This is a genomic window from Mycobacterium sp. (assembly GCF_049647605.1).
Taxonomy (GTDB): domain Bacteria; phylum Actinomycetota; class Actinomycetes; order Mycobacteriales; family Mycobacteriaceae; genus Mycobacterium.
On sequence record NZ_JBARXZ010000218.1, the window covers coordinates 1 to 13,534 of the forward strand.

Consider the following 13,534-nt stretch of genomic DNA (forward strand, 5'->3'; position numbering starts at 1 on the left):
TGCACTTCTACAACACTCAGAGGCGGCATTCCACGATCGGAATGCTCAGCCCCATCGCCTACGAACAATCACTGAACGCGGTCACTCAAGCCGCATAACCCCTGTCCACTTTTCGGGGGGAACCTCAGCCAAGGGTGGTGGATAGGTAGTTCAGGGCGAGTTGGTGGGCGAGCGGGTCGTGGCTTAGTGGTTGTTGTAGGTCGGCCGCGCGCATCGTGAATCCGGTGGTCGGTTCGTTGAACTGAGGTGGGCAGCCGAAGTAGCGGCGGTAATCGGTTCTGGTGCCCAGCGGTGGATGGGGTAGGTGCACTGCCACGGGTCGGTAGGTGGTGCCCAGGAATAGGTGCAGGACTCGCAGGGTGACACCGAGGGCCAGTTCGACTGCCTGGGCGTGTGGGGGTGTCGGGTTGAGTGTGAAGTCGAATTCGAAACGGCTCAGTTCGGGGTCGGGATGGGCGCTGATGCGGGTGGTGATCCCGGGACTGTAGGCGCTCATGTAGGTGTCGAGGATCGTGAAGGCGTCAGCGACGGTGGCCGCGGTGCGGGCGGCGACGCCGACCGGGCCGAGGATGTCGATGTTCTGTCGTATTGCGAGTTGGCGGCCGAAGTCGGCCATGTTGAGGATGGTGGCGGCGTCTTCGACCGCGGCGATGGCGTTGCGCAGCGGGATGAATCGATCGCGATGTCCGAGGTCGTCGGGGTCGAGGTTGGCCAGTGCCAGCACGGCATCAGGGTCGCCACCATAGGCGGTGACCAGCGAGGTGAAGCCGGTCAGCGACGACCCCCGGATCAAATGCATGTCCACTACAGTCAATAAGTTGTCCATAAATGTCAAGACAAGGAGGGTGGTGGGCAGCAAAGATGGTCGCGGCCCGGTTCGGCACCAATGGTGCCATGGCGGCCGGCCCGTGGTGATCGACGCGCCAGCGGCGTGTGACGTTCGGATGCAAGGGGATGTGGTTGAGGATTCATGGTTCGTGGCGGCGTTGGTCGAATGTCGTTGCGGTGGTGGCGTTGTCGGCGGCGATAGCGGCGTGCACTGGTGGCGAGGGATCGTCTGAGTCGGCCGAGGATACGGGTGAGGTGAGTGTGCAGCAGATTCGTGAGATCGCTAAGCAGGCCTACATTTATGGGTATCCGATGGTCGATAACTACCGGGTGCAGTACGCGTATTTCGTCGACGAGCACAGCCCACAGTTTGTGGGGCCGTGGAATCGTCTGCATTCCGATGCCCGGGTGTACACCCCGGCCGATACCACCATTCAGACCCCCAACTCCGACACCCCGTATTCCACGCTCGGGGCGGACCTGCGGGCTGAGCCGCTGGTGTTGACGGTGCCGCCGATCGAGAAGGACCGCTATTACTCGATCCAGTTCATCGACGCCTACACCTATAACTTCGCCTATGTGGGCAGCCGCACCACAGGCAACGGGGGCGGCACGTTCTTGCTGGCCGGTCCCGGCTGGAGCGGTGAAAAGCCCGCGGGCATCGATGAGGTGATCCGGTCGGATTCCGAATTCGCGTTCGCGTTGTATCGCACCCAGTTGTTCGGGCCCGATGACATCGACAATGTGAAGATGATCCAGGCCGGCTACACGATGGAACCGTTGTCGGCATTCCTGGGCCAACAGGCTCCGCAGGCGGCACCGACGGTTGAGTTCCCGGTCCCGCTGAGCGCTGAGCAGCAACGCACGTCCTCGAAGTTCTTCGAGACGCTGGATTTCATCCTGCGTTATGTGCCGGTGCTGGATTCCGAGAAGGAACTGCGCACCAAGTTCGCGTCCATCGGGATCGGCGCAGACAGTGATCTGACCATCGATAGCCTTAGCCCGGAGAAACGCGACGCGTTCGAGGGCGCGATCACCGACGCGTGGAAGGAATTCGACGGGTTGCAGGCCAAGATCGACGCCGGCAAGGTCAGCTCCAATGACCTGTTCGGCACGCGCCAGATGCTCGGCGACAACTATCTGTACCGGATGGCCGGCGCGGTCAACGGAATCTATGGCAACACCGCGGCCGAATCGATCTACCCGATGTTCCCCAACGACGCCGACGGGCAGCCACTCGATGGCGCCAACACCTACATCTACCGGTTCGCACCGGGCCAGTTGCCGCCGGTGCGCGCGTTCTGGTCGCTGACGATGTATCGGATGCCCGAGAGCTTGCTGGTGGCCAACCCGATCAATCGCTACCTGATCAACTCGCCGATGCTGGCCAGTCTCCAGCAGGACCCGGACGGGGGTTACACCATCTACGTGCAGCACGAGTCGCCCGGTGCGGACAGGGAGTCCAATTGGCTACCCGCGCCGGAGGGCTCGTTTCGCCTCGTCGAACGGCTCTACTGGCCCGAGCAGGCCGCGCTCGACGGCACCTGGCATGCACCCAAACCCCAGAAGACCTGACGACAACCAGGCAGTATGTGGCGTCAATGTAAGGCGAACCAACACAGGGACCGACATCGATGTCGACTCCTCATGCTTTTGCTTTTCGAGGTGATTGATTGGAGGTCACACGACCATGCCCGGGATTGCTGAGCTGGCAATGGGTGCCGCGCCGATCGCCGGCGGTGTGTTGCTGGGTGCGGTGGCCGGAAACGTGAAAGGCCCCGACATCCGTGCGGGAATCATCGCCGATTTCGATCTGCTGGACCGAATTCCCGCAGAGCAGACCGACCGGCGCGCGGCGATGTCGCAGATGATCGGCCAGCGCATCGACACGCTGGTCGAGGCCGGTGAACGCAGCCGTCAACTGCGCAACGCCGCGGCGTCCTATCAGGGCAACTGGCGCGACATTGTCGTGTTCGTCTGCGCGGTGCTGTTCACCATCGTGTGGTGGCACGTCAACCATCACCGCAGCAACTGGCTACCGATGTTTGTCATGTTGATCGTGCTGTCGGTGATCACCGGGATCTATGCCGTACGGGGTGTCGGCCGCGTCCTGACTCAACTGTCGCGCCGCACCGGCAGTACGTCGCGGCACCTGGCACCGTAGCGAACTCAGCAAACGGCCTGACCTTTTATGGACGGCAGAATGGATTTACCCCGCCAAGCAGACACCGTGGACAGGTGCGCGACGGTACTGGTGACAGCCGCCACCCGAAACAAAACAACGAAGGAGTCGCGGAGTATGAGCGAACAAGACGTGGTGAACAGAACGCATCTACCGATTCCGAGTAAGACCCGTACCGGGTTGATCACGTATGACGCGAAGGACCCGGACTGCGCGTTTCCGCCGATCGAGCCGCTGCGGCCACCGGCGGGGGCGCCGAATGTGCTGTTGATCCTGCTCGACGATGTGGGTTTCGGGGCGTCGAGCGCGTTCGGCGGGCCGTGTCAGACACCGGTCGCCGAATGGCTGGCCGCCGGCGGGCTGAAATACAATCGCTTCCACACCACCGCACTGTGCTCGCCGACCCGCCAGGCATTGCTGACCGGTCGCAATCATCATTCCGCCGGTATGGGCGGGATTACTGAGATCGCCACCGGTGCACCGGGTTACAGTTCGGTACTACCCAATACTATGTCGCCGGTCGCGCGAACGCTGAAGCTCAACGGATACAACACCGCCCAGTTCGGCAAGTGCCACGAGGTGCCGGTGTGGCAGACCAGCCCGGTCGGGCCGTTCGACGCGTGGCCGTCGGCGGGCGGAGGTTTCGAGTACTTCTACGGCTTCATCGGTGGTGAGGCCAACCAGTGGTATCCCAGCCTGTATGAGGGCACCACACCGGTGGAGGTCGACCGCACCCCCGAAGAGGGTTACCACTTCATGGAAGACATGACCGACAAGGCGATCGCCTGGATCGGTCAACAGAAGGCCCTGGCCCCCGACACACCCTTCTTCACCTATTTCGCACCCGGGGCCACCCATGCCCCGCACCACGTGCCCCAAGAGTGGGCCGACAAGTACAAGGGGCGATTCGATGACGGCTGGGACAAGCTGCGGGAGCGGACTTTCGCCCGGCAGAAGGAACTCGGCGTGATTCCACCGGATTGCGAGCTCACCGCACGGCATCCCGAGATCCCGAGTTGGGAGGACATGCCCGAGGACCTCAAACCGGTCCTGCGCCGCCAGATGGAGGTCTATGCCGGCTTTTTGGAGTACACCGACCACCACGTGGGCCGACTGGTCGACAGCCTGGAGCGCCTCGGCGTGCTCGAGGACACTCTGGTGTTCTACATCGTCGGCGACAACGGCGCCTCCGCGGAGGGCACCTTCAACGGCACCTACAACGAGATGCTGAATTTCAACGGTTTGGCCGCGATCGAGACGCCGGAATTCCTCACCAGCAAGATCAACGATCTCGGGGGCCCGGACTCCTACAACCACTACGCAGTCGGCTGGGCGCATGCGATGGACACCCCGTATCAATGGACCAAGCAGGTGGCCTCACACTGGGGCGGGACCCGCAACGGCACGATCGTGCACTGGCCCAAGGGCATCACCGCGAAGGCCGAAGTTCGTAGCCAGTTCCATCACGTCATCGATGTCGCGCCGACGATCCTGGAGGCGGCCGGGATACCAGAGCCGGTGTTCGTCAACGGCATCCAGCAGCACCCCATCGAGGGCACCAGCATGCTGTACTCGTTCAACGACGGCCAAGCGCCCGACCGGCATGAAACGCAGTACTTCGAGATGTTCGGCAACCGCGGGATCTACCACAAGGGCTGGACGGCGGTGACCAAGCACAAGACGCCGTGGCTGCTGATGGGCGAACAGACGGTCGCCTTCGACGATGACGTGTGGGAACTGTATGACACCAGCCAGGATTGGAGTCAGGCCAAGAATCTGGCCGAGGAGTTGCCCGAGAAGCTTCACGAACTGCAGCGGTTGTGGTTGATCGAGGCCACCCGCTACAACGTGCTGCCCCTCGACGACGACACCGCGCGGCGGCTGAACTCCGACCTGGCCGGGCGCCCCCAACTCATCACGGGCAACACCCAAGTGCTATTTGCGGGCATGGGCCGGTTGTCGGAGAACTGCGTCCTGAACGTGAAGAACAAATCGCACTCGGTGACCGCCGAGATTGTGGTGCCCGACGTCGGCGCTGAAGGGGTGATCGTGGCCCAAGGCGCCAGTATCGGCGGCTGGAGCCTGTACGCCACAGGCGGCAAGCTCAAGTACTGCTACAACCTGGGTGGGATCACCCACTTCTACGCCGAATCCACCGAGGCGCTGCCCGCGGGTGAGCATCAGGTGCGCATGGAGTTCGCTTACGCCGGTGGCGGTCTGGGCAAGGGAGGCGACGTCACGCTCTACATCGACGGCCAGAAAGCCGGCGAAGGGCGCGTCGAGGCCACCCTGGCCAACGTGTTCTCCGCCGACGACGGCTGCGACGTCGGGGTGGACACCGGCTCCCCCGTCTCACCCGACTACCCACCGGGCCGCAACGCGTTCAACGGTCGTGTTAAAGGCGTGCAGCTGGCCATCGCCGACGCCGCAGAGGCCGACAATCATCTCGTCTCACCAGCAGATGCGATCCGGATCGCGCTGGCCCGCCAATGACCCCGACCCGAACCGACGAGAGGAAATCACCGATGAGGCTGACACTGAACCGACTCCGGGGTGCCGGAGCGCTCGCGCTTACCGCCGGTGCTCTTCTCGGTGGCGCCGCCGCCCAAGCGGAGCCACCCGCCGAGCCGCCGCGCCCACCCCATTGTTCTGCCGCCGATATGGCCGGCATCGCCTCCGGGGTCGCGGCGGCCACCTCGGCCTACCTGTTCACTCACCCCGAGCTGAACGGATTCTTCACCGACCTGCACGGCCAGCCGCACGAGGAGGTGCCCCCGTCCACCAGAGGCTATTTCGACACTCATCCGCAGGAGCATGCGGAGCTGCAGGGTATCCGCCAGCCGCTCGTCGACTTCCGCAACCGCTGCGGTTACAGCGCCCCGAACGCGTTTGAAGGGCAACAATCGTGAACAGATCCCGTCGGTCGATCCGGGCCCGCGCCATGACGGTCGCTCTCGCGTTCCTGACGCTGCCCGGCGTCATCGTGTTGGCCGCGCCCGCCGGGACGGCCCTTGCAGACGTGTGTGCCAGCGCCGGGCGCCGGATCTCAGTGGGGGGATGTGTCAACATCGCCGACGCGGTGGCCCCCTACGTCCCGCCACCGGCCTACTACGCCCCGCTGCCCGAAGACCCGCCACCACCGCCGCCGCCACCGCCTGGCTCGAATGTCAGCGGCTGCATCGGCTACAACGGACGATGGGTCTCCGCCGGGGGCTGCAACTGAGGCCGAAGATGGCCACGGCAAATCCCACTCCCACGGACCAGCATGGGAAACCGGACCGCGAAGCCGTAGTCCCCACGACAGCATCGGCCCGGCTCAGGTCGAATCCCCCGGGGTCGTGCAAGCCGTAGGCAAAGGGCGATACAGGTTTGAGTGAGGCGACCTTTCCTGGCGCGGAACCCGGCCAAAGACGTATCGAGCGATGTGGGTGGTGTCGCGCCGCACGAGGGGGTTCGCCCGGCGCGACACCGGCCAGATGGCATGTCCCGTCTCCGAAGCTAGTCCGGCCGTCCAGGACGCCGCGGTGATGAGGCGCTAACGACTAACCGGATCGGCGGTACCGGTCTTGCGCTGCGTGCGGCCCAGGGCCGGTTCGCTCGCCGGCGGCGGGCGTGTTTGGTTGTGGCGCAGGCTCGATGACCTCGGTGAGAAGCTGACGCAGACGTGGTTCGGCGCTCTGGCCTCGGTAGCAGTCCAGCCAGCTGGCGGTGGTGGCGACCAGGTCGTGGTTGAGAGGAATCTGGTTGCGTGCGATGGCGGTGATCAGGGCCTCGATCGCGGCGAACGTCTCGCCGATACCCAGTGTGATGTAGATGCGGTCGGCGTCGACTCTGCTGAGATACGGGTGCGCGGTGGCGGCCAGCTCCCAGGCCAAGGCGGCATCATCGGGTGCCTTGCGCACCGGCGTTTTGCGCGGCGTGGACACCCGGCCTCCCTTTCGCCGACGGTCTGGTTTATCCGGTACCTACGGTAGCGGGTGGGCAGGCCGGGCGCGCGGTACTCGACTCGGGTACCGCGCCGACCAGGGACACCGCATGGGGCAACGCCGATCTGTTTGCCTACCATTCACTTTCCGTACGATTCACTGGCCGCCAGCGGGACCGAGGTGCGCCGGCCGGCGCACGGGTGATCGCACCTGCATTGGCAATCAAGCGCGACACACGTGCACCGGCTCCCGCGCCCGCATCACCCCATGCGTCACTATCGTCACTGTGGTCACAGTGAAGGAACACGCTCTCCGACCCACACGGACCGACGACAGCCGTGCCAGTCATCGGGACTCGGGGCGGCAGGCTCGCATCGCGATCCAGACCCAAACATCGCGCGACACGCATGATATCACCAGTTCAGGACCACTTATACATGTATAATTCGAGGATGCTAAGCAATGAAACATTGCCGACCCGACACACGGCGCGCCTCCGAAAGGGTGTAGGAAAAACCGTGCAGTATTTCCGCCATGGTGGTTCCGGTGGAGCTGGCGAGACAGCTCGTGGCCCTGCACCGTCTCGCGTTGGCGAGACTGCTCGGCGAGATCGGCGTGGCATTCGACGCGTCGCTGGCGCGGTGGTTCCGCGTATTCCCCGACCCGATGCAGATTCAGGGCGGGACGTTGTGTCAGGACGTACGCAGCCACGTGCTGGCGATGAACGGCATCGACGCGCAGAGCACGAAGGCCCCGACGCCGCCACTGGCGCCAGAGGGTGCCTCCTGCGGACCGGGGTCGACGTTGCGGATGTCGACGGGCCCGAGTTCGTCGGTGCGCATTGGCGATGCGGGGATGGCGTGGGCGCGGGTGCGTCACATCAGCCCGCAACGGGCCGCCGATATCGGTGCGCTGCCCCCGCAGTCGATGCCGCAGTCCAAGCCGGGCAAGCAGATGGCGCTCGACGCCGGCGAGCCCGAGGATCAGCGGGTGTTCGGCCCGGCGGGGATCGGCGACGATTACGAGCTGGTTGTGTACTGGTGGGAGACCCCGGGCCGGTTGTCGGTGGGTGGTGGCATCTTGGCGGTGGTGGCCGATCTGGACACCAACGAGGAGCGGATTCTGGGGTTCGAGCCGTTACCGCTGGCGATTCGGCCGAAGACCGTTGCCGAGCAGCAGAGCGCGGCCGAGGACGACGACGAGGATGTGCGCGAGGACTTCGAGGAATTCTTGCCCAGAACTGCTCCCGAGGCCGGGGAAGCCGAGGCGTAGACGATGAGCTGGTACCGGCCGGGCGCGTGTGGGGACGAGGTGGTCGGTGATGGCGTCGGTAGAGGTGTTCGGCACACGGGTCCGCCAAGCCCGGGTGCTCCGGCGACTGTCAGGCACCGCAGTGATGGATCATCTGGGTTGGCGCTCTCCGCGCCAGACGCGGTTGGAGCAGTCCGAGACCGCGGTCCTCGACGGTGCCGATTTCGATCGGCTCACGGCGTTGTTGCGTTTCCCACCAACATTTTTCACGACCGCACCGGCGTCGCGGGTGACGGCGCGGGATCTGTTGTTCCGGGCGCCCAAGTCCACCACGGTCACCGAGAAGGAGTACTTGGCGGTGTTCGCCAACGTCGTCGGTGATCTGCTCGGGCAGCTCAATGCGGTGGCCAAGCTGCCCCCGGTACTGCTGGAGCCGTTACCTGCGGGCACCGATGTGGTGACCGCGGCCGCCCAGGCCCGGCGCTGGCTGGGAGTGGCACCAGGGGTGCCGATCAAGTCGCTGACCTACGAGCTGGAAGCTGCCGGGGTGCCGGTGGTCATGCGGATGAAGCACTCACGCTCCACCGGAGTGGTGGACTGGGACACCGATGAGGACGGGCCGGCCGGGTTGTTGACCGAGAAGCATCTGGGTTGCTCGGCGCGAACCGGGGAGTATCGGGAACGGCCGCTGGTGTTGTTGCGGGCGTTGGATTCTTGGGAGCGCACCCGCTGGACGATCGCCCACGAGATCGGGCACTTGTTGTTGCACCGCTACGGCGATGTCAGCGATGACCAGGAGCGCGAAGCCTCCCGGTTCGCCTCAGAACTGTTGGCCCCAGCCGAAGTGCTCGCCAAAGAGGTGCCGCCGGTTCCCACGCTTAGCGATCTGGTCGATGCGAAGGTGAAGTGGCGCATTTCCCTGGGGGCGTTGATCATTCACCTTCGCGAGTCGAAGCTGATCGATGAGGTCCGCGCCGATACGTTGCAGCGCCAGCTCTACACGCGGATCAACTCCGAGACCGGGCACACCTGGGGCAAGACCGAACCGGGCTGGAATGCCCGCACACCGGAGCGGCCCCGGCTGCTGCGCCGGTGGATGGAGGAATGCTACGGCTCGGTCAGCGTTGAGGCTTTGGCCGCCCACGACCTGATCTATCCCACAGACTTGTTGGCCGACATCCTGGCCGGCCAGCGCGAGGCCCCCGCCAGGGTTACCGCGGCCCCGGAAACCGCTTCGGCGGTGCTCGATGACGGGGCGATCCTGGACCGCGGGGACACGGTGGTGCAGCTGCGCCGGCCTCGCCGGCAGGCCTAACACGGAATTGCGGGGGCGGATCGGGGATGGCACGGACACAACGGGTCGCGCTGACCGGCGCCCCGGACACCTACACCGTGCTGGGCCCTGATCACCTGCCGATCGAGGCGGCCGAGGAGTACCTGCAGTTCCTGCGCCATGACGGGTCCTCACCGAACACGGTGAAGGCGTATGCGGCCGGCCTGGCGGCGTGGTGGACGGTGCTGGAACACACCGGCACCGACTGGCAGAACATCAGCACGAGCCTGTTCGGGCAGTTTCTGGCCTACCTGCGCACCGGGGACCTGCCGGGCACCGCCCGGATCGGGGCCCCCGAGGTCTGGTTGGGCCCGGCGAGCACCCAGCTGCGGGCCGCGGCGGTGCTGGCGCTCTACCGCTACCACGCTGATGCCCATGGGCTGGCCGGCCCGTATCAGCGGCTGTTCACCAGCCGCGGCAAGCGATCACGGTCACGGTATATCCCGATGCTGGCCGGCGTGGGCCGCCCACCACGGTCCAAGGACCGGCCCATCTACACGGTGCGCAGCGGCAACAAGTCCGCCACTCCGGTGCTGCTGCCCACCCAAGTTGCTGCGATCCTTGATGGCTGTGCCACCCAGACCGGACAGGACTGGTCGGGGCCGCCCTCAGGGCTGCGGGACCGGCTGTTGTTCGCGGTGCTCGCCGAGACCGGGATGCGACTGGGTGAAGCGCTGTCGTTGCGGCACCACGATTTTCACATCGGCGCCGGCGGGACACCGTTCATCGACGTGGCCGCCCGACAAGACCATCCGCGCGGGGCCCGCGGCAAGACGCTACTGGCACGGCGCATCTACATCGGTGACGATCTGGAGGCGCTGTATTCGGCCTACGTGTGGCATCTGGTCGACCAGGGCGCCGATCTGGACGTGCCCGACCTGGACACCCATTTTGTGTTCGTCAATCTCTCCCACGGGGTGCGTTTCCGTCCCATGCGTGCCGAAACCGTCTACGCCAAAATCGATTCGGTGACCAAACGTGCCGGCGGGGTGCTGCCCGATCGGTGGTCACCGCACTGGCTGCGCCACACCCACGCCACCGCGCTGCTGCTCTCCGGGGCCCCGCCGCACGTGGTGATGCGTCGCCTGGGCCACGCCGATATCCAGACCACGCTCTCGACCTACGGATGGGTCACCGAGGACGCCGAGATGCGCACCCTGGCGCAATGGCGCAGCTACGTCGCTGGCTGGAAAGGGCTGCACCATGACCACACCGACTGACCCGCCCGCACCCACGCTGGTCCCCGCCCCCGCACTGGGGTCATGGGCGACTCAATGGGCGCAGGTCCCCGAGGCGTGGCGCCGGCCGATCTATGCGATCTACAGTGCTCCGTTTGATCAGGTGTTTCTGCGCAACCAGTTCTACCTGCAAGCACACCGCGCCGGAGCCGGCCACGATTTCACTCCCGAGGCCCCTGCTCGATTCGGCGACGAGATCGCCTGGTGGGTCTGGACGTGCTGGGACCAGCAGCTACGCAAGATCGAACCCTCCCTGCTGGCCTGGCTGACCCGCACCCTGCCGGCCGCGATCGCCGAACACCGCGCCCGCACCGGAAGGGCACCGGCCAGCATCGCCGACCTGGACCCCAATGCCGTGCTCCGCCAGGCGGTCCTGACCTTTCAGCGCCGCAACATGCGGCTCCCGTCGGCGGGATCGCGGCGCAACATCCGCCATGTCATCGAGCATCTGCACCTGTGGGTATCGGTGCGCTGCACCGATACCCCGTGGTGGGAGCACGACATCTGGGATCTGCGCACCGACCCACGCATCCCGCGCCGCGACCACGAACCCCGCCACGACACCGCCGTGCGGCTGCGCGATATCGAACCGGCGTGGCTGCGCGAAGGGCTGCGGTTCTGGCTGCGCAGCGCGTTGACCTACGACCTGCTGGTCTGGTCCTCGGCCGCCGACCGGGCCCGCAACCTGGGCTCGCAGCTGGGCCGGTTCGCCCGTGACCACGGCTATCATGATGATCCGCTGATCAGCACCGATCCCGATCAGCTGCGCACCGTGTTCCTCGACTATCTCGAGTATCTGCGTTCCCCCGCCGCGGCCACCCAGTCCGAACACCTCACCGCCGATACCGTGGCCACCCTGCAAGCCCAAACCCAGGCGTTCTACACCTTCATGCACGACAACGCCGCCGATGCGGCGACCGCGACGGCCAACCCCCGCTGGCGCGATATTACGCTGACCCACACCGCGCTGTGGTCACCGCTGCACGCGCCCAAACAGCGCCGCCGCGAACGCGAACTCACCTGGTATGCCACCGCCGACCTGCAGCGCATGCTCACCTACCTCGACGTCCTGGCCGCCCCCGCCGGGCACAAAGTGGTGCTGACCAAAGCCGACGGCACGATCACCGTCGCCGCCGGCCTCGGCGACCCCCAGGCCGCACGGATCTGGCTCCTGCAAGCCCTGACCGGGCGCCGGGCCTCAGAAATCCTGATGCTCGACCATGATCCGCTGCAAGCCATCCCGGGTCAGGAACGCCCCACCGACGGCGACCCGGACACGTTCGTGGCCCGGCTGCGCTACCAGCAGACCAAAGTCGATGACGTCATCCCCACCATCCTCGTGGAGCAAGCCATCGTCGACATCATCACCGAGCAGCAGAGCTGGCTGAAGACGACATACCCCGACCTGGCACCCCGATACCTGTTCCTCGGCGTGAAGAATCAGCACCGCGGCCAGCAGCCCCGCTCCTACAACACCTACCGCACATCGCTGGCCAAGCTCGACGACTGCCACGACCTCACCGACAGCGCCGGCCGACCACTGCGCTTCACCCAAACCCACCGCCTGCGCCACACCCGGGCCACCGAACTGCTCAACGACGGTGTCCCGTTCCACGTCGTACAGCGCTACCTTGGTCATAAGAGCCCTGAGATGACCGCCCGCTATGCGGCCACCTTGGCGGCCACCGCCGAGGCAGAGTTCCTCAAGCACAAGAAGATCGGCGCCAACGGCACCGACATCTCCATCAGCCCCAGCGACATCTATGAGATGACACAGCTCGGTGCCCGCACCGACCGGATCCTGCCCAACGGTGTCTGCCTGCTCCCTCCGCTCAAACACTGCGACAAGGGCAATGCCTGTCTGGGCTGCGGTCACTTCGCCACCGACGCCACCCACCTCAATGAGCTACGCCAGCAACACGCTGCGACCGAGGCGCTGCTAGCCGCCCGCCGTGACCAGTATCGCCGACGTAGCGGACGTGAACTCGGCGAGGACAACATCTGGGTGATCGAACGCCGCCGCGAACTGCGCTCGCTGGAAGCGATCATCGAACGCCTGTCGGCAACCGCAGACCAAGAGGCGGTATCCGGTGCCGGCACCGGGGCAGGAAGGCGACTGCCGCTGCTACAGATCCAGACTCGCGGCGCCCACCAGTCCGCCCTCGACAAAGCCCAGCAACCCCGCACCACGGATCAATGACCGCTGCCCGCTCCACCGCCGGCCTCAGAAAAGCCAGCACCAAAAGCCGCAACGACGCCCGCCGCAAAATCAAGAAGGCGCTACGCGAAATGCAGCGCGCCGGAATGAATATCAACCCCAATGCAGTCGCCCGCCACGCAGGGGTCGCCCGCAAAACGATCTACAACCACACCGACCTCTTCGACCAAATCCGCGCTGCCTCCGCTACACCACGGCCCCAGATCGCCGACCCTGAACCGACAGCATCAAACTCCCGTTCGCCAGTCGATGCTGCGTTGCGCCAACAACTACGCACCCAGAAACGCCAGTACGACGACGATATCGCCGCCCTCAAATCAGAAATCAGAGACCTTCAACAACAGCTCGCCGCAGCCCACGGCGAGATCCACCGTCTACGCGGCAACGGCAACAGCGGCTGATGAGCCATACCAATCGAATCGCATGGGGTACCCCCAAAAAAACGGGCTCGCTCGTCAGTTACACCGTTACAGATAACACTGTGTTCCTCGTAGATCCCGCGCATTCAAACGCACCTCGGTAACTGTCTTACACACAGCTATTACCGTTACAGATAAC

Annotated in this window: 12 protein-coding genes; 10 read left to right on the forward strand and 2 right to left on the reverse strand. The window is 65.2% G+C overall.

All coding sequences use genetic code 11. The features are described 5' to 3' along the window. Nucleotides 1–124: 124 nt before the first annotated feature. Nucleotides 125–799 (reverse strand): AraC family transcriptional regulator ligand-binding domain-containing protein, encoded by a 675-nt coding sequence (locus WBB07_RS27010; protein ID WP_526312404.1) that lies wholly within the window; start codon nucleotides 797–799, stop codon nucleotides 125–127. A gap of 155 nt (nucleotides 800–954) precedes the next feature. Here WBB07_RS27010 and WBB07_RS27015 point away from each other — a divergent pair, with 155 nt between their 5' ends. The 5 genes from WBB07_RS27015 (at nucleotide 955) to WBB07_RS27035 (ending at nucleotide 6,233) form a co-directional block, all read left to right on the forward strand. Then, nucleotides 955–2,403, forward strand: a complete 1,449-nt coding sequence (locus tag WBB07_RS27015; RefSeq protein WP_074362290.1) for a DUF1254 domain-containing protein — start codon at nucleotides 955–957, stop codon at nucleotides 2,401–2,403. Nucleotides 2,404–2,518: 115 nt separating this feature from the next. Continuing rightward, nucleotides 2,519–2,992, forward strand: coding sequence for a hypothetical protein (locus WBB07_RS27020; protein WP_074362289.1), 474 nt, complete (start codon nucleotides 2,519–2,521; stop codon nucleotides 2,990–2,992). 135 nt (nucleotides 2,993–3,127) lie between these two features. Further along, nucleotides 3,128–5,503, forward strand: coding sequence for an arylsulfatase (locus tag WBB07_RS27025; RefSeq protein ID WP_369323566.1), 2,376 nt, complete (start codon nucleotides 3,128–3,130; stop codon nucleotides 5,501–5,503). Nucleotides 5,504–5,535: 32 nt separating this feature from the next. After that, on the forward strand, nucleotides 5,536–5,919 hold the full coding sequence (locus WBB07_RS27030) for a heme-binding protein (protein WP_369323565.1): 384 nt from the start codon (nucleotides 5,536–5,538) through the stop codon (nucleotides 5,917–5,919). Between the two features lie 32 nt (nucleotides 5,920–5,951). Then, the gene (locus WBB07_RS27035; RefSeq protein WP_074362286.1) at nucleotides 5,952–6,233 is read left to right on the forward strand and encodes a hypothetical protein; all 282 of its coding nucleotides are present in this window, start codon (nucleotides 5,952–5,954) and stop codon (nucleotides 6,231–6,233) included. Between the two features lie 319 nt (nucleotides 6,234–6,552). Here the strand turns inward: WBB07_RS27035 and WBB07_RS27040 are convergent, their stop codons facing one another. Further along, nucleotides 6,553–6,936, reverse strand: a complete 384-nt coding sequence (locus tag WBB07_RS27040) for a hypothetical protein (RefSeq protein ID WP_369323564.1) — start codon at nucleotides 6,934–6,936, stop codon at nucleotides 6,553–6,555. A gap of 534 nt (nucleotides 6,937–7,470) precedes the next feature. Here WBB07_RS27040 and WBB07_RS27045 point away from each other — a divergent pair. Genes WBB07_RS27045 through WBB07_RS27065 form a run of 5 tightly spaced genes read left to right on the forward strand, consistent with a single transcriptional unit; the run spans nucleotide 7,471 to nucleotide 13,377 of the window. Beyond that, nucleotides 7,471–8,208: a hypothetical protein gene (locus tag WBB07_RS27045; protein ID WP_260758375.1), complete on the forward strand. Its 738-nt coding sequence runs from the start codon at nucleotides 7,471–7,473 to the stop codon at nucleotides 8,206–8,208. Nucleotides 8,209–8,257: 49 nt separating this feature from the next. Then, nucleotides 8,258–9,502, forward strand: coding sequence for an ImmA/IrrE family metallo-endopeptidase (locus WBB07_RS27050; protein ID WP_369323563.1), 1,245 nt, complete (start codon nucleotides 8,258–8,260; stop codon nucleotides 9,500–9,502). A gap of 26 nt (nucleotides 9,503–9,528) precedes the next feature. Then, nucleotides 9,529–10,740 (forward strand): tyrosine-type recombinase/integrase, encoded by a 1,212-nt coding sequence (locus tag WBB07_RS27055; RefSeq protein ID WP_369323562.1) that lies wholly within the window; start codon nucleotides 9,529–9,531, stop codon nucleotides 10,738–10,740. Continuing rightward, nucleotides 10,724–12,958, forward strand: a complete 2,235-nt coding sequence (locus tag WBB07_RS27060) for a tyrosine-type recombinase/integrase (RefSeq protein ID WP_372923277.1) — start codon at nucleotides 10,724–10,726, stop codon at nucleotides 12,956–12,958. Before WBB07_RS27055 ends, WBB07_RS27060 begins: the two co-directional genes overlap by 17 nt. Continuing rightward, nucleotides 12,955–13,377 carry a transposase gene (locus WBB07_RS27065; RefSeq protein WP_074362280.1) on the forward strand — a complete coding sequence of 141 codons (423 nt, stop codon included), beginning with the start codon at nucleotides 12,955–12,957 and terminating at the stop codon, nucleotides 13,375–13,377. The genes WBB07_RS27060 and WBB07_RS27065 overlap by 4 nt, the downstream gene beginning before the upstream one ends. Nucleotides 13,378–13,534 lie beyond the last annotated feature (157 nt).